This window comes from Paenibacillus sp. LS1 (assembly GCF_026013365.1).
In the GTDB taxonomy this organism is placed as follows: domain Bacteria; phylum Bacillota; class Bacilli; order Paenibacillales; family Paenibacillaceae; genus Paenibacillus.
The window spans coordinates 218912-236381 of record NZ_JAPDOE010000002.1 but is presented as its reverse complement, the minus strand read 5'-3'; the positions used below and the strand labels follow the sequence as shown (position 1 = coordinate 236381).

General features: G+C 47.4%; 15 protein-coding genes. 11 read left to right on the top strand and 4 right to left on the bottom strand.

The features are described 5' to 3' along the window. Positions 1 to 12 precede the first annotated feature (12 nt). Together OM416_RS10320 and OM416_RS10315 are read left to right on the top strand one after the other, a co-directional pair. On the top strand, positions 13 to 2559 hold the full coding sequence (locus tag OM416_RS10320) for a beta-mannosidase (protein WP_264929127.1): 2547 nt from the start codon (positions 13 to 15) through the stop codon (positions 2557 to 2559). A gap of 214 nt (positions 2560 to 2773) precedes the next feature. Next, positions 2774 to 4684 (top strand): AraC family transcriptional regulator, encoded by a 1911-nt coding sequence (locus OM416_RS10315; protein WP_264929126.1) that lies wholly within the window; start codon positions 2774 to 2776, stop codon positions 4682 to 4684. Positions 4685 to 4793: 109 nt separating this feature from the next. Here OM416_RS10315 and OM416_RS10310 read toward each other — a convergent pair whose 3' ends face one another. Further along, positions 4794 to 6785, bottom strand: coding sequence for a beta-galactosidase (locus tag OM416_RS10310; RefSeq protein WP_264929125.1), 1992 nt, complete (start codon positions 6783 to 6785; stop codon positions 4794 to 4796). Between the two features lie 170 nt (positions 6786 to 6955). Between OM416_RS10310 and OM416_RS10305 the strand changes: the two genes are divergently transcribed. Next, positions 6956 to 7822: a helix-turn-helix transcriptional regulator gene (locus OM416_RS10305; protein ID WP_264929124.1), complete on the top strand. Its 867-nt coding sequence runs from the start codon at positions 6956 to 6958 to the stop codon at positions 7820 to 7822. 148 nt (positions 7823 to 7970) lie between these two features. On the opposite strand, the gene OM416_RS10300 is transcribed toward OM416_RS10305, so the two are convergent. Beyond that, on the bottom strand, positions 7971 to 8642 hold the full coding sequence (locus OM416_RS10300) for a hypothetical protein (RefSeq protein WP_264929122.1): 672 nt from the start codon (positions 8640 to 8642) through the stop codon (positions 7971 to 7973). 42 nt (positions 8643 to 8684) lie between these two features. Continuing rightward, positions 8685 to 9206: a hypothetical protein gene (locus OM416_RS10295; RefSeq protein ID WP_264929121.1), complete on the bottom strand. Its 522-nt coding sequence runs from the start codon at positions 9204 to 9206 to the stop codon at positions 8685 to 8687. Between the two features lie 227 nt (positions 9207 to 9433). On the opposite strand from OM416_RS10295, the gene OM416_RS10290 reads away from it, so the two are divergent. From OM416_RS10290 to OM416_RS10270, 5 genes are all read left to right on the top strand, one after another. After that, the gene (locus tag OM416_RS10290; protein WP_264929120.1) at positions 9434 to 10111 is read left to right on the top strand and encodes an SOS response-associated peptidase; all 678 of its coding nucleotides are present in this window, start codon (positions 9434 to 9436) and stop codon (positions 10109 to 10111) included. 189 nt (positions 10112 to 10300) lie between these two features. After that, positions 10301 to 11431, top strand: coding sequence for an NADH-dependent flavin oxidoreductase (locus OM416_RS10285; RefSeq protein WP_264929119.1), 1131 nt, complete (start codon positions 10301 to 10303; stop codon positions 11429 to 11431). Between the two features lie 137 nt (positions 11432 to 11568). Next, complete coding sequence (locus OM416_RS10280) at positions 11569 to 12336, top strand: DeoR/GlpR family DNA-binding transcription regulator (RefSeq protein ID WP_264929118.1); 768 nt, start codon at positions 11569 to 11571, stop codon at positions 12334 to 12336. A 20-nt stretch (positions 12337 to 12356) separates the two neighbouring features. Further along, complete coding sequence (locus OM416_RS10275) at positions 12357 to 12815, top strand: OsmC family protein (RefSeq protein ID WP_264929117.1); 459 nt, start codon at positions 12357 to 12359, stop codon at positions 12813 to 12815. Between the two features lie 109 nt (positions 12816 to 12924). Then, the gene (locus OM416_RS10270; protein ID WP_413775787.1) at positions 12925 to 13464 is read left to right on the top strand and encodes a DUF2062 domain-containing protein; all 540 of its coding nucleotides are present in this window, start codon (positions 12925 to 12927) and stop codon (positions 13462 to 13464) included. On the opposite strand, the gene OM416_RS10265 is transcribed toward OM416_RS10270, so the two are convergent. Beyond that, the gene (locus OM416_RS10265; protein ID WP_264929115.1) at positions 13442 to 14371 is read right to left on the bottom strand and encodes an AEC family transporter; all 930 of its coding nucleotides are present in this window, start codon (positions 14369 to 14371) and stop codon (positions 13442 to 13444) included. The two genes, OM416_RS10270 and OM416_RS10265, sit on opposite strands and share 23 nt — an antisense overlap. A gap of 214 nt (positions 14372 to 14585) precedes the next feature. Here OM416_RS10265 and OM416_RS10260 point away from each other — a divergent pair, with 214 nt between their 5' ends. The 3 genes from OM416_RS10260 to hxlB all read left to right on the top strand — a co-directional run bounded on the left by OM416_RS10260 (position 14586) and on the right by hxlB (position 17282). Further along, complete coding sequence (locus OM416_RS10260) at positions 14586 to 15668, top strand: lactonase family protein (RefSeq protein WP_264929114.1); 1083 nt, start codon at positions 14586 to 14588, stop codon at positions 15666 to 15668. A 413-nt stretch (positions 15669 to 16081) separates the two neighbouring features. Then, a complete protein-coding gene (hxlA, locus tag OM416_RS10255) occupies positions 16082 to 16714 on the top strand; it encodes a 3-hexulose-6-phosphate synthase (RefSeq protein WP_036670570.1) in 633 nt (210 codons plus the stop codon). A gap of 4 nt (positions 16715 to 16718) precedes the next feature. After that, positions 16719 to 17282: a 6-phospho-3-hexuloisomerase gene (gene hxlB, locus OM416_RS10250; protein ID WP_062833988.1), complete on the top strand. Its 564-nt coding sequence runs from the start codon at positions 16719 to 16721 to the stop codon at positions 17280 to 17282. Positions 17283 to 17470: the final 188 nt, after the last annotated feature.

Genomic DNA, 17470 nt, shown 5'->3' with positions numbered 1-17470 from the left:
ATGGAGGCTGTCATGAGCACAATACAATCACAGGTTTTTCAGAATTGGACGTTCAAGGCTTGCGAAGATCAAGAGTGGATGCCGGCTCAGGTGCCCGGCTGTGTGCATACAGATTTGCTGAAACTGGGCAAGATTCCGGATCCTTTTTATGGAACGAACGAGAAGGAAGTACAATGGATTGATAAGATAGATTGGGAATATCAGACGGAATTTGACGTTGCCGAAGCGCTGTTCTCTCAGGAACATCTGGAACTGGTGTTTGATGGCTTGGATACATATGCTGAAGTGTATGTGAATGATGTGCATGTGTTATCAGCAGATAACATGTTCCGGGTATGGAAGGCGGATGTGAAGGCCGTATTAAAGGGGAACGGCAACATTCTCCGAATACGTTTTCGGTCTCCGATTCAGGAAGACCTGCCGAAGCTGGAGAAGCTCGGATATGCATTGCCGGCATCCAATGATCAGTCCGATGTTGGCGGACTTGGCGATAAGAGAGTAAGTATCTTTGCACGTAAAGCTCCATATCACTATGGCTGGGACTGGGGTCCACGTTTTGTAACCAGTGGTATCTGGCGTGAAGCACGTCTTGAAGGTTGGACACAGGTGCGAATCAATGATGTGTACATCCAGCAAAATGAAGTGAGCGCAAACTCGGCTTCATTAACGGCTGTTGTAGAAGTAGAGACATCACAAGCGGTAGATACGGTCATTCGTATTGGCGCAGATGGTCAAAGATGGGAAAGAGCAGTATCGCTGCAGCCGGGAGCTCAGACGGTGGAGATTGCAATCTCCATTAATGAACCGAAACTGTGGTGGAGCCGAGGGCTTGGTGACCCACATCTGTATACTTTCCTTGCCGAAGTGCTTCAAGGTGAACGGGCTGTGGCTGAATCTACAGTGAAGACAGGACTTCGTTCCATTCGCTTGGTACGTGACAAAGATGAAGCGGGAGCATCCTTTTATTTTGAACTAAACGGCGTTGCGGTCTTTGCCAAAGGGGCCAACCACATTCCGAACGATAGCTTCATCACTGAAATAACTCGTGAACGTTATCGACATGAGATTGTATCTGCTGCCGAGTCCAATATGAACATGCTTCGTGTGTGGGGTGGCGGGATCTATGAGCAGGATGTGTTCTACGAACTGTGTGATGAATACGGAATTCTGGTATGGCAAGACTTCATGTTTGCATGTAGCATGTACCCGGGAGACGAAGCGTTCCTGAACAGTGTGAGACATGAAGCCATCGATAATGTGAAACGTCTGCGCAATCATCCAAGTATTGCACTCTGGTGTGGGAACAACGAGATTGATTCGGCTTGGGCTCACTATGTTGAAAATGGTGGCTGGGGCTGGAAGAAGGAATTTACTTTCGAGCAGCGTGAAAGCATCTGGGCCGATTACGAAGCCATCTTCCATGATCTGCTGCCAGAAGTGGTTGAAGCGTATGCTCCAGGTGTGGATTACTGGCCTTCTTCACCACTTGTATCACTGACAGGGGATGAGAAGCAGCATGCACACCCGTCCACAGCCGAAGGCGACATCCACTACTGGGGTGTGTGGCACAATGTAGAACCGTTTGAAAATTACAACGTGCATGTCGGTCGTTTCATGAGTGAATACGGCTTCCAGTCTTTCCCGGAGTACAAGTCAGTCCGGACTTACGCGGAAGAAGAGGATCTGGCTCTGGAATCGGAAGTCATGCTTGCGCATCAGAAGAACGGGGCAGGTAATCGTCTGATCAAGCAGTACATGGATATGTACATGCATGAATCGAAGGACTTCCCATCGTTCCTGTATATGAGTCAGGTGCTTCAGGCGGAAGCGATGAAGACAGCGATTGAAGCGCACCGTCGCCGCAAACCATTCTGTATGGGTACGCTTTACTGGCAAATGAATGACTGTTGGCCGGTGGCTTCATGGGCCGGTATGGACTACCTTGGTCGTTGGAAAGCATTGCAATATTATGCGAAACGCAGCTTCAGCGATGTACTCGTATCCGTAGACGGAACCAAGGGCGATGCAACAGATATTTATGTCATCTCCGATCAGCTTGAGCCGGTGAAAGGTCAATTGCAGGTTCGTCTGATTGGATTCGATGGCACGGTGTATCGTGAAGAAGAGCGTGAAGTAACAGTGGCTTCCAACTCGGGTCAACAGGTGTTGTCACTCAGCCAGGCTGAATGGCTTGAAGGACATGATGCAGCATCAACGCTGCTGCGAATTGATCTCAAGCAGAATGGAGCAGCGGACATTGTGCAGGAGCATTATTTTGCACCATCCAAAGATCTTGCATTGCAGCTTGCACAAATTAAAGTAACTGAACTTACCCAAAATGATGGCAAATATCTTCAACTGGAAAGTGATGTGCTTGCCAAACAAGTATGGATTTCCTCTGAAGCGGAAGGCGTATTCTCGGACAACTTCTTCGATCTCATTCCGGGCATTCCGGTGAAGGTACGGTTCACTTCCAGAGAAGGGCTGCAATCTGCCGATGCGGTTTCCAATACAGGACTCATTCAGGTTCGTTCCATGGCTGACTTTATCAAACTGTAATAAGGCTTAACATCACAACGGTTGAGATCTCTCGATGAGGGATTTCGACCGTTTTTATTTTGGACATCCATCCAAACAAATTAAAGCAAAACAGAAGCGGACTTCAAAGATAGCTTCATCATTGCTATAATTGATAATCATTATCAATTATAGGTGGTTTTTTTCGCAATGTAGGATATTGTGTGTGTTGGATTGCTTAGGAAAGGGAGTCTATATGGGAATTCAGAATGACATCAAGCTGTGGGATCAGGTTCAGGTTCGCGTGCTTGATGTGCGTCTTATATCACTGGCAACAAATGAGTTCATACGTAATTATGTGTTACCGACAAGTGCATTTGTGTACGTTCAAGGCAGAGGGCAGGTGTGGATGGATGAAGAGGTGTGGTCTACAAGCCAGTTCTTGCTGCTGCACGGGGGAAAAGGAAGACGTCTGACACTTGAAGCGACCGGGGCTACGGAGGTACATCTGATTTTGTACAAATCAACCTTGCCCTCCAATGTGCTGGTAGAGTACCGAATGATGCTGAACCAGCGTAATCCGTTTGAAGAGTCCTGGGCGACAGCGCCGGATCATGCACTTGAGCTACGTGAGCTTGTGCGGGATATACATGAATGCTGGTCAGGGCAGGAGCAAGTGGGCAAAATTCAGGTCAAAGTGTACTTCTTTCAACTGGTACAGCTTGTATTGTTACAGCGGAGTCGCATGCTTAACGAAGTTCAGCAGCCTTCGCTTACCGATCAGGTTTTGCGATATATCAAAGCTCATTACCGGGAAGCGATCTCGCTGGATTCACTTGCCCAGTCCTTGAGTTACAGTCCACAATATCTATCACGCAAATTCAAGGAACAGACGGGATGTACACCGACAGAATATGTGATTCGGTTACGAATGGGTGAGGCAAGGAGTCTGCTTACATCCACGGAAGCTTCATTACAGGAGATTGCTGCGTATGTGGGCTATATGGACCCGTTCTATTTCAATCGTATATTTAAAAAAGAGACCGGGATCACACCGGGACAATATCGGTTGAAGCAGCAAGCAAACTCGAAATCAGTTTCGAAAAGTACATTAAATGCAACAAATGAATCCATTGTAACAGAGGGAGAGGAACGTTATCCTTTAATTGATGATGATAATCATTATCAATATATGGGAGATGAGGAAATCAACATGTTTAACCATTTTAAATCAGCGATCATGTCGCTTGCGCTTGTACTCACATTGAGTGCTTGTGGAACAGCCCAGCAGGGGGCAGAAACATCCGAAGTTGTGGTTGAACCCGAACAACCGGCAGTCGTAGAAACCCAAATGGTGAATACAACCTTTGGTGAAGTAGAAATTCCTGCACATCCGGAGCGAGTTGCTGCCATAGATTATCTGGGAACGGTGCTTGCCCTTGGTGTCAAACCGATTGGTGGAGGGCAATTTCTAATGAACAGTCCTTATCTGGAAGGTCACATGGATGGTCTTGAAACGATAGGGGATTCCGTTGAACAATTGATGGAACTGGAACCGGATCTCATTATTACATTGAATCCAGACAAGGCCGCTTATGAGAAATACAGCAAGATTGCGCCAACCGTTTCGATCGCATCCATCACTTTCCCAGCCCTGAAGGACGAAGTGAACTATTTCGGGAAAGTCCTTGGCAAAGAAGCGGAAGCAGAGAAGTGGCTGTCTGATTTCGATCAGGAGATTGCCAAAATCAAGCAGGAGGTGCAAAGCGTTGTTCCAGCTGACGCTACATTCTCCGTTATGCAGGAATATGATCGCCAAGTCTTCATTTTTGGCAATCAGTCGGGCCGGGGAGGACGTAACATCTATGAATTGCTTGGATTGCAAGCACCAAAGAACATTCCAGCCGAGTTGATGCAGGGCGCCTATCATGAATTCTCCATAGAACTACTTTCGAAGTATGCCGGAGATTACATCGTGCTGACCAGTAACTCTCAACTAAAAGACCTTCAGGCAGATCCGGTCTGGGGTTCATTGCCTGCTATTAAAAGTGGCAAAGTGTACATATGGACAGAAGAACAATCCTGGTTCCGTGACCCCATCGCCTTGTTGAAACAGACACAGGATCTGGCTGAATGGATTATTGAACTTAATACACCGTCTAAATAAGGAATGGCGGTTCCCGCCCACAGTTAAAGGCCCGAATGCATTTCAAATGCACAACGGGCCTTTTTCCTTTTTTTGAAACCATATATCCTGATTGGAATGCTTTTCGTTATTAAACCTCTAAAATTTCAATTGAATAACCGTCCAGTTTCAGCTGAGGGCCTTTAGGTTTCCCGTCCAGTGCACTGGTGTATGAAGCATCTAATTCAATGAATGCAGGTTCTGGGCTCAGATTCAGAATAAAACGGAACGTTCCATTTGGTCCCGAGCGGGTCGTCACCTGTACACCATCTGGCAAAGACTGAATTCCGGAAAGGTTGCAGCCTTCTGCGATGTCTTGCAATAACTGGCTCAAATACGCTTCTTCCGGCTGGGTTGCCACATAATAGACCACACCTTTACCCCAGTCATTTCTAGTGACAGCAGCGCTTTCAGCAAAAAAGTGATCCGCATATACAGCGACCGGCTGCGCCGTGTCCAGTTCCAATACATCCACCCATTGGGAAGCGGTATAGAGACGGCCTTGTTCATCACGAATCTGAACGGTATCACCGCCAACAGGATCATACTCAGTAACCCGCACACCACTACAGGCAGACAACAGACCTGGGAGCGGAGCCATAACACAGACATTATTGTCGTTCTTGACACCAGTGCGATGGGTTAAGATCAAGATGCCCCCGGCCGCTGCAAAAGCTTGCAGACGCTCTGCTGTAATCTCATCCAGCAGGTACAGATGCGGAGCAATGATGATTTTATAGCCATCCAGTGGCTCCAAAGTGTGTATAACATCCGTGCTGATGCCCAATTTGGTCAAGGCGCGATGCCATACCTTCATATTTTCGTAGTATTCCAGTCCTTCGGCTTGCGGCTGAATTCGAAGGGCGTTCAATTGATCATGCGAATGCAGGATCGCGACTTCATTATGCAATGTAGAGCCCTGTAGGCGCTCACTGAGCAGGTTCACTTCGGTACATAGCTGTTGAAACTCCTTGAAGCGTCGCCCCGGAACATTGCTGTGATCAATCAGTCCATGCCAGAACTGTTCTGCGCCTACAGTAGCGCTCCGCCAGCGGAAATGCACAACCGCATCAGCCCCACGAGCAATCGTCTGCCAAGCGTAAGCGCGCAGGAAGCCGGGCTGCGGCGTACGCCACATCGGGAACCAGCATCCCGGAGGGCCGCTCAGCTGCTCCATGATCCAGAAATTACGGCGCTTAATACCGCGTGTCAGATCCAAAGAGAGTGCGCCGCTGTATGGCGCTGTATCGGTTTTGTTCGGTGAAGGGTTCGGATAGTAATCAAAGGAAGCGAAATCCAGCTCCTGACCGACTTTATACTGATCCGCCCTTTGCGGATAGCTGTGAAAATTATGTGTGACAACATGCTTAGGACAATTGCGGCGGATGATTTCGACCTGAATATGTTGAAAATCCACAATGGAATCCGACTGAAAGCGGGAGTAGTCCAGCAGGAATGAAGGATTCTGGAACGAAGAGCCCCCATACGGCGGCGTAACCTGTTCCCAATCGCTATATTCGCCACTCCAGACCACGGTCCCCCAAGCTTGGTTTATCTGCTCCAGGGTGTTATAGCGGGCACGAACCCATTCGCGAAAAGCATCCGCACAAGCATCACACTGACAATCCGTGAAGCTGAATTCATTGTCTGTCTGCCAGCCGATAATTGCCGGATGTTGAGCATAACGCTCGGTCAGTTTCTGGACAATTCTTGCGCTGTACGTTCGCATGCTGGGACTGTTATAACAACGATGCCCCCGAACGCCTTCATGATACGGTTGACCATGTGGTAGCACAGGCAGGACATCAGGACATTTTTCCGTCAGCCAGCGCGGCGGTGTCATGGTTGGTGTACCGATCACAATTTGCAGCCCATGACGGTGCAAGGTTTCGATCGCTTGATCGAGCCATCCCCACTCAAATTGTCCATCTGTGGGCTCCATCCGGCTCCAGGCGAATTCACCCACTCGTACAATGCGGACTCCGCTGTCAGCCATTAAACGGGCATCCTGTTCCCATAGAGAAGGGTCCCAGTGTTCTGGATAATAATCGACGCCCATTTGAACAGGACGATTTGTGTTCATATCGGTTGATCTCCTTTATTATCAGCATCATGATCTTGTGAATTATGTATGAATCTATTTCATTGTATACTGGATAATAACAAGGGAATATAACAACATGTTGCGATAGGATATCATGATCTTGCTATTTGATAAACCCATTCCTTATGCGTGTAAAGGAGGTTGAACATATGCGAACCCATTGGTTTATGCCTGAGCCGGGATTCGCCGGGTACACCTGTTATCCAGTGGCCTACGGAAGATATATCGATCCAGAGCACGGGGAGCATCGCCCAGACGGGATACGGGAATACAATCTACATCTGATCTTCAGTGGACAGGGATATGTCCGAACAGAACAGGGAAACGTTCGTTTGATGGCTGGACAAGGTTTTCTATATGCACCAGGACAGGCCCAGCATTACTATGCTGATCCCTCCCACCCGTGGGATGTCAGATGGATTCATCTGCAAGCCTATGATCTGGAGCGATTGCTGAACCTCCGTAGTCCGGACAAGGTTTGGCTGTTTTCATTTTCGGGATTCGAACGTTTCGAGGTGTTGCATGAACAATTATGCCAGCTCGGTAGAACTTATGAGAGTGTACATGAACCGAGATTGTCTGCTGTGCTGTATGAGTTACTGGTAGAACTTACGAGGAATTCGGAGTCACTGGCGGGGACGTCTCTACTAAGCCATCAGGATACGATTCGTTCAACGGCCGATTATATCCGTCGTCATTGTAAGCAGCCGTTAAGTCTTGCCGACATGGCAAATACAGCGGGGTACAGTGTGTATTATTTTAACCGTATGTTTAAGAGCATCATGGGGGTCCCCCCAGGCAGATATCTGCTGGATTGCCGCATGTTGGCGGCAAAGAAGATTCTGGCGGATTCAGATCTGACTGTGAAGCAGATTGCTTCCCAATGCGGATTCACGCATAGCAGTTATTTTATTCGCATGTTTCGGACTTACATCGGAATGACCCCGCAGCAATTCAGGCTTCTCTATAACTCAGGTAGTGGAGAAAAGGGAGATGCTATAGCGACGGAGGATTGAATCCACATTAAACTCCAAAAAAACCGTGTCGCCCAGTTTGCTGAGCAGCACGGTTTTTCATATTCTTATGTATGACTGAACAGTAGAAGGGGATATGCAGCCTGTACGGAAATGAATAATGGTGTGATTGCAATATAAGAATTACTGGTTATTGATCCTTTTGTTCTTTCTGGATTTCCTGCAGATCCTCTAGTTGGAGTGTGAGGTCATTCTCGGGGTTTGCGCTCACAATGACTTCTGACGGTGATTGTTGCTGACCTGGCTGGTTCGATTTGGCGGCAGGTTTGATCACGTAGAGACTTTGAACGGAGTTGAGCAGGCTGGCAGGGGTGTCTTCATACGTTTCCAGGAAGAGTACATAGTCTTTGGTAGGAATCAGCTTGAGGTTGTCATCATTAATAATCTCGGTGTTGCCTAGTTGTCCGCCAAGTTGCTTCACTTCAAGTTTTTCCCCGGCAGTGTAACCGCCTTTATAGGATTCAGCGACCTGAATTGTGTGGATCGTATAGATTTTGTCAAAAGAAGATGGATCTCCGCCCGGATCGGACGCTGGGTTTAACTCGTTTTCATTCGCAGCATCAGTAGCTTGTACGATATCATTTAAAGCTTCTACACGAGTCTCAATCACACTGCCTTTCACAATGGTATTGGCTCTCTCGGACAGGTCGCCAATGCTGGCATAACTCGGGTAATCTTCAGAAGCAATGATGGTCATGGGTGCATCAGACGGGGACGCGGTAGGTGTAAGAGAAGAACATCCAGCAGCAGATAGAATGAAAATGGAAGAGAGAAGTAGCGTTAATACTCGTTTTTTGTTCATGAAAGGAATCCTCCTTGGATTTGGGAATGAGTTCGTAGCGTATTAGTACTTGGATCTTACGTTGTTGATATCAAAGGTTTGGGGTTGGGTCATGGAATTGCGGTTGCGGGAGTAAGACATAATGGAAGGACTTGTCGTGGTCGGGTTGTCACCAAGCCATACGGAGTGTCCGAGTTCGTGGACAAACACGCTTTGAATGAAGTTGGATAAGTTGGTCGCGTCAGGGGTGATCGTGGATGCATTGAGTTCGATGCGGAAGCTTACGACTTGACTGCCGGATACGGAGGCGTAATTGACACCATATGCTGTGTTATTGAAGTTACCTGCGGTGATGGTGTTCGGAGAGTTACTTGTTTTGGTGAATTGAACTTTGGCACCGGCATTGTTCCAGTTGGTAAGGGAAGCATCCATAGGGGTCTGCCATGCGGAGGCGTAATTATACGTGCGAATGGGGATGGTGGTGCTGGGATAACCGTAGGTTAGAAAGGTTGCTGCATAGATGGTACTGCCGAACATGGCAATCGCCGAGAACAACATGATGCTCATCAATAACTTCCTTTTCATACTTAAAACCTCCAATAAATGTATTTTATTCTCTATTATAGTAACAAGTAATAGTTGGATTGAAATGAGTCCGAGGTCGTTGTTTTTGTCGTGAAAAACATGAAATATATCTTGATCCGACTACATTGGTGTCAAAATAAGTCATTTTCTGTTCGATATTCATGCATAATTTCCCTGAAATAACAAACAATACGTTAAACTTACACAGGGAAAGGTAGTGCTTGAGCATGTGCAACCGTTTTTCATTGGCAGCCGATCTGGACGAAGTCAGAGATCATTTCAAAGTTCAGCGAGTGATGTATTATTACAAAAACCGATACAATATCAGTCCAACCCAGCATACGCCGATTATTTTGCATCAGGATGGTGAGCGTGTATTGGATGAGTTCCGGTGGGGGTTCATACCATTCTGGGGCCGCGATGCGGTTAACGCGAATCTCATGACGGTGCATGAGAATCCATCCTATTACAAACTGGTAGAGACCAAGCGCTGCGTCATTCCTTGCAACGGATTGTATTACTGGCGGCAAGAGGGCAAGAAAAGTTATGCGGTTCGTGTAGTCATGCCGGATCGTGGTCTGTTTGGCATTGCTGGTTTATATGAAGTATGGAAAGATACACGGAAGGAGCCGCTTCGGACCTGCACGATGCTAATGACAGGCGCGAACATGATTACACGCGAGTTTGGTAGCAAAATGCCAGCCATTCTCTCTGAAGAAGAGATCAACACCTGGCTTGATCCTGCCAATACACGAGTGACTCAGTTGCTTCCGCTGATCAAATCCTATAACAGTACAGAGATGAATCTGTATCCGGTAACACCAATGGTTGCCAATGACGAACACGACTGTTTCGAATGCGTGGAAGAGATGGATCAGAAGCTGGCCTACATTCGGAGTTTCTGATGAGTGTCTTTGGATGAAGTGAAGATGATTGATAGGGGCCGAGAGTCTGAGGACACTCTGCTCTTTTTTCCTTTCTGAAAATGAAAAGTTGCAATTACATTCAAACGTAACTATAATCATTACAGTAAGCGAACGCATATATTCATATATCTATTAAAAGAGATATTTATAATCAGGAGGGAACCACGAATGAATCCAAAGTTTAACCAGATGTTCGAACAAGTTTCACTACCGACTGGCATTACACTGAAAAACCGTATCGTGCTTGCTCCGATGACTCATATGTCCTCTAATGCTGACGGTACGATTTCCGACGCTGAACTTGCTTATTATGCACGTCGCACCGGTGGTGCTGGTATGTCAATTACGGCTGTAGGGCATGTAACCGAGACTGGGATTGGTTTCCCGGCTCAGTTTGGCGTTTATGATGACCGCTTCATTCCTGGTCTGAAGAAACTGGCTGATACCATTAAACAACAGGGCTCCGTAGCCGTTTTGCAAATTTTCCATGCGGGCCGTCTGACACCAGAACAAGCCGTACCTGCGGGTCAAGTGGTTGCTCCTAGTGCAGTTGCAAGTGAGCGTCCAGGATCTCCTGAACCAAGAGAATTGACGGATGCCGAGATTACTTCCATTATCAAAGACTTTGGTGAAGCGACACGTCGTGCAATTGAAGCCGGATTTGATGGTGTTGAGATTCATGGTGCTAACGGTTATCTGATCCAACAATTCTTCTCCCCGCATTCCAACCGACGTGAAGATCGCTATGGCGGAAGTGCCGAGAAACGCCTGACATTCCCGCTTGCTGTAGTGGACGAGGTCCAGAAAGTGGTTGCCGAACATACCAAACTGCCATTCATCATTGGTTATCGTTTCTCCCCGGAAGAACCGGAAACACCGGGACTTACGATGGAAGAAACATACCTACTAGTGGATGCGCTGAAAGATAAAAACCTGGATTACCTTCATGTCTCTGTGAACGAGTTCTGGTCCAAACCAAGACGTGGCGAAGCAGATACGCGTTCAAGAATCGAATTTATTCTGGATCGTGTGAACGGCAAATTGCCTGTGATCGGTGTGGGTGCGATTCATACAGCTGCTGAGGCTGCTGAAGCGCTTCAAACAGGAGTACCATTGCTTGCAATTGGACGTGAGCTGATTATTGAACCGGATTGGGTTGAGAAAATCGAGAGTGGACGGGAAGAAGATATCGAGACTATTCTGACCAAATCGGATCAGGAGCGCTTAGTTATTCCTGACGGATTGTGGAATGCAATCATCCACACGCCGGGCTGGTTCCCTATGGCAGAAGATAAATAAGATACACTTCAGGACTGGAATGGAGGGGGCGAAAGCTCCCTCTTTTTGCACGTGGTCCAAATTCTACTTGTCATCACACTGTGGTATGATGGAGGAACAGGATCAACTGGATAATCAACGGTTTGGAGTGAAGGAATATGCTCGTAGCTGAACGGTATGAGAAAATAGTGGAATGGGTGGATACGCGAGGTAGCATGCGTGTCACCGAACTAAGTGAGCGCTGCGGGGTGACGGAAGAGACGATTCGTCGTGATCTGGACAAGCTCGAACAGGCGGGCAGGCTCAGGCGGTCCCATGGCGGGGCGGTCAGCGTGAAATACAAAGAAGAGTTACAGTCAGAGATTCCGTATCCGGAACGGGCTGTAGCCCATGTAGAAGAGAAGCGCAGAATTGCAATCGAAGCGGTGAAAATGGTGGAATCCGGCGACCGGATCGCTCTAGATGCAAGTACAACGGCCTGGTATATGGCGGCAGGATTGCCGAACATTCCACTGACGGTATTAACCAACTCGATTAAGGTTGCTGCAGAGCTGAGTAACAAGGAGCAGATTCGTGTGATTGCCACAGGTGGGCAATTGGCTTCAAAATCACTGTCTTTTGTAGGACCGCTGGCGGAACGTTCGCTGGATGCTTACCATGTGGATAAAGTGTTTCTGTCTTGCAAAGGTGTGCATCTGACCAAAGGCATCAGTGAATCCAATGAATTGCAGGCCTTGGTGAAGCAAAAGATGATCCATATTGCGGATGAGGTCATTTTACTTGCAGATTCCAGCAAGTTTAACATACAGGCGTTTACCAGAGTCGCTGAGATGAGCAGCGTGGGGAAAGTGATTACAGATCAGGGTGTAGACGAAGAGCAGGTTAGCGCATTGATCGAACAAAATATTACGTGTATACGTGTGTAAATCAGAAAGGAATGAATGTCATGAAACATCCTTTTCATCTGAAAGCGGTATGGAATGGTGGACGTAACAGTGAGGGAACCATTGATGCAGGTGGATTAAAAACAGTCATATCGATTCCGCAGGAGATGGGCGGACCCGGTACAGGAACCAACCCGGACGAGATGCTGCTGGGTGCAGCCTCCACCTGTTACCTGATCACGCTGGCAGCGATGCTGGAGCGTTCAGATATTACGCCGGATGAGTTGACGCTGGAGTCGGAAGCGACGGTAGATGTTACGAATAACGTGTTTACGTACGAACGGATCGTACATAGACCCCGGATTGTGCTCAGTGCAGATGCCTCGGAGGCGGATCTAACCAAAGCCGAGCGCTTAGCGCACAAGGCTGAATCATCCTGCATGATCTCCCGAGCGGTGGCAGGTAATGTCGAGATAGAGACACAGCCAGTCATTGTTATCACTGGAGCTAACGCGGTGTGATATACTGAAGAATAGACGATTCAAGTCGTCATTTGTACAAAATAAGGAGAAATTCGGTATGAACACACAGAAGCGCAAGAATAACCGCTGGGTACGTTTAACACGTGCTATGAAGCTGAATTTCCTCAAATTGTTACGTGCTCCCGGAGGTGCTCATAAAGTATCCACCGGATTTGCCATAGGGTTCGGACTGGAACTGATCGTGATCTCGACAGCATCCCTGATATATCTCATATTCTACCCAATTGTGCGACTGTCTGGGGGCTCGATGCCAGCAGCGATTGTTGGTAACGTGATTGGAAAACTTACGTTTTTGCCTATCATTCTGATGCCGCTCGCGAAGCAGATTGGTTCCTGGATTCTACCTGCTCACAGCATGGGACAAGGACCGGTACACGAGAGTGCATTAATGGAACTGTTTCGTGGAAACTGGTCGGCCGTGAGTGAACTGTTACTTGGTGGGTTGGATATCCTGGCAGGCATGTCTATGTTTGGTGTCATTTTAGGTGTGATTTCGTACTTTGTCGTGAAATTCTTCTACGTCAGAGCACTCAACCGGCGTTATGAACGCCGGTTGGAGAAACGCCGACAAGCGGATCTAGCATCGGTGTCGCCTCCGGTACTAATCAGGAAGCCATCACAATCATAATCGGCAGCATCAACATGGATGCAGCGGTTGTCCACAGGATGCAACGGGATACAAACTGCGGAGAAGCATTGAACTGTTCAGCCAAAATAACGGCGTTCACTGCGGTCGGCATCGATGCGAGGATCAGCAGCACACTGAACAACGTACCCTCGACCTGAAGCGCGGTTAGAATTAGCCATGAGAGGATCGGTGCAGCTGCGAGACGGACCACAAGTCCGGTCCAGAAGGCTCGGCGTACATTGGGCAGCCAAGGCACTGTAGCACCTTTTGGTCTGAGCATCTGTGCTCCCAGAATGGCGAGAACGACAGGAGAGTAACCCGCGGCCAGCATGGAGATGCCTCCATCGAGTGCGTCAGGCAGGCTCAGATTGGACGCACGTAGCGTAATGGCGATGCCAGCAGCATAGATGGATGGCATGCGGAAAACGGACAGAATCGCATCTTTTACCGTGAATTGGGATCTTGCGGCAAAAAAGATACCTACTGTATTGACAATGATCATCTGCCCAATGACATAGACGGAAGCCTTGTCCAGTCCAAGTTGACCAAAGGCAAGTAGTACAAGCGGGAGCCCGTAATTCACGCAATTGGTAAACGTGGAGACGAGGGTGAGACCCGCTTTTTCGCTTGCACCCAGACGGAAAACCCGGCTTAACAGCTCGGCGAGTGCCCACAGGGCAATCAGATTAATGATGGAGAACCAGAATGTGCTGGTGACGTCCGTCCAGGTAATCTCTGCATGCAGCAATGTATTGAAGATGAGCGCAGGGCTCAAAATATAAAGGGAAAAGGTCGAGAGTGACCGGGTATCCCAGTTCTTGAAGCGTTTTAACAGAATTCCTCCAATCACGGGAAGTGATATCGGCAGGAATACATGGTATAACGTGAGTAAAAATGAGTGAAGCAATGCAGTTCAGTCCCTTCTGGATGAAAAACCTATCTTATCATAGCAGAAGATGCACCTCATATGAATGGATTTCAGTATGATCGTGTGCATTCCACCCGTTGTTTAACCGATGATTTTACGGATGTGCAGCGACAGCGGATTGCTATTTTGATATGGCAGATTTATTATAGAAGAGGTGCAACAAGATTACATACACATAGAGGAGGAAACTGTAATGAGTGAATCAAAACGCTTGCTCGTACTTGCTGGCTCTTATGCCGAAACGGAAAATGAGGGCATTTATGCATATGAATTGAATGAGGATACAGGCAGCTTGTCCAAGCTTGACGGCATCGCTGGTGTGAAAAACCCAACGTTTGTCAACGTGGATACTGAGGGTAACAAACTGTATGCGATTGGTGAAACAGCGTCAGCTGAAGGCAATAAAATGTCTGAAGCTGTAGCTCTGAGCATTGATCCTTCTACAGGAAAATTAACATTGCTGAACCGGAATGACTCCATTTCAGCTCCACCATGTCATATCCAGCGTGATCCATCCGGAAAATACTTGATCCTCTCCAGCTACCACGGTGGTCTGGTAGGTCTGCAAGCCTTGACGGATAACGGTGAAGTTGGAGCGCTTCTGGACGAGAAGAAACATGAAGGCCAAGGTGCGCATCCTGAACGTCAGGACAAGCCACATGTGCACTCCGCATTCTTCAGCCCGGATGGCAAATACATGATGGTACAGGATCTGGGTGCGGATAAAATTGCGATCTATTCCATTGATGCAGACAAGAATGAACTTGTATTGCACAGTGAAACCAAAACGCATGCGGGTGCAGGTCCACGTCACCTGGCGTTCCACCCGAATGGTCAATTCGCTTATGTCATCAACGAAGTGGATTCTTCCATTACTTCGTTCCAATATGATGCAGCAGCCGGTACGTTGACTGAATTGTCTACCGTATCCACATTGCCAGATGGTTATGATGGCAAAGAAAATACAACAGCGGAAATCACCGTTTCCAATGATGGACGTTATGTGTATGGTTCGAACCGTGGACATGACAGCATCGTTGTATTTGCAGTAGATGCAGACAAAGGTCACCTGACACTGGTTGAGCATGTATCTGCTGAAGGTGAGCACCCGCGTCACTTTGCTCTGACACCTAACGGCAAATTGCTCATTGCAGCTAACCGCGATACCAACAACCTCGTGACATTCACGGTAGATCAGGAGAGCGGACGTCTGAAATACACAGGTCACAGCACAGGCGTATCCAAGCCGGTATGCGTGAAACCTGTATATCTGTGAATCAATTTCATAATACCTTTTAGTGAGTTATGAAAATGATTCCTGTAAAATGATAAATTTCTAAAACCAGCGCTGCTGGGATTGAAAATGATAAGGACCCTGCCTATGTGGCAGGGTCTTTTATATTGAACACCTAATGAAATGATTAGATTGCTGTTCTGCTGCAACGGTTGGAACAGAGGAAAATCCATCATAAGATTCTCCTAACAACGAATAATTATCAATAGTATCGTGCAAGTAACTACCCCACTTCAAAGTGCGTACTTCCTGAATGGATAGTCAGGGTCTACAATGAGTGAGTAGCCAAAATAAACACTGCATGCATCTGAACAGACAAATTGGTGCAGGCTAAATATCTGATTATTATTTTTACAGGAACGACTCATACTTGAACAACAAAGGAGAAATAAATGATGAAATTGCAATTGGCGCTCGACTTGGTAAACATCCCTGAAGGTATCGCACTGGTTAAAGAGGTTGAACAATATATTGATATCGTTGAGATTGGTACACCAATCGTTATTAATGAAGGTTTGCACGCGGTAAAAGCGATGAAAGAAGCATTCCCTAATCTGCAAGTTCTTGCAGACCTTAAAATCATGGACGCTGGTGGTTATGAAATCATGAAAGCAGCTGAAGCTGGTGCGGATCTGATCACTGTGCTTGGAGCAACCAATGACAGTACAATCAAAGGCGCAGTAGCAGAAGCGAAGAAACAAAACAAACAAGTTCTTGTGGACATGATCAACGTGCCTAACCTTGAACAACGTGCTCGTGAAATTGATGCACTTGGCGTAGATTACATCTGTGTACACACAGGTTATGACCTGCAAGCTGAAGGACAAAGCCCGTTTGAAGATCTGCAAACGATCAAAGCTGCTGTGAAAAATGCCAAAACGGCTGTCGCTGGTGGAATCAAGCTGGAAACATTGCCAGAAGTAATCAAAGCACAACCGGATCTGGTTATTGTAGGCGGCGGTATCACAGGACAAGCAGACAAAGCCGCAGTTGCAGCTGAAATGCAACGTCTTGTTAAACAAGGGTAAGCAGATGAGCAAAACACAGTACGCAGCTGACATCTTGAAGGAGCTGGAACGTACGCTTAGCCAGATCGACGATGCAGAGATGCAAGCGATGGCTGAACACATTTTGGCTGCGGAACAGATTTTTGTGGCTGGAGCAGGTCGGTCAGGTCTTATGGGAAAGGCTTTTGCCATGAGATTGATGCAGATGGGGCTTCGTGTATATGTGGTAGGCGAGACCGTTACACCTGGGATCAGCTCGAAGGACTTTCTCTTGTTATGCTCAGGCTCAGGAGAAACAGGTAGTCTCGTAGCGATGGCTCAGAAAGCTAGTTCGGCAGGTGCACCTGTCGGTCTGATTACGATCAAGCCAGAGTCCACAATTGGGCAATTGGCGACTACGGTCGTGCGCCTTCCGGCTTCAGCCAAAGAGGACACAGCAACTTCCGGAGCGGATGTAACTATTCAGCCGATGGGCTCGTTGTTCGAACAGGGACTGTTGATTGGGATGGATGCACTCATCCTTACGATGATGGAAATGAAGGGGATGACCGGAGCGGATATGTTTGGCCGCCACGCGAACCTGGAATAGCGATTAGATGAAAGAAAGACCGGAATCCTTTGATTGTGAAGGGTTCTGGTCTTTTCTGCGATGCACAGTCATTTATCTGTATAGGTTTTATCCGTAATTTTCAGTTAAACTTTGCATCCCGACCAGGCTGTAGTAGAATTAATAGATAGCTGTATCGAATGAATGTACTTATTACATAATGCATGGAG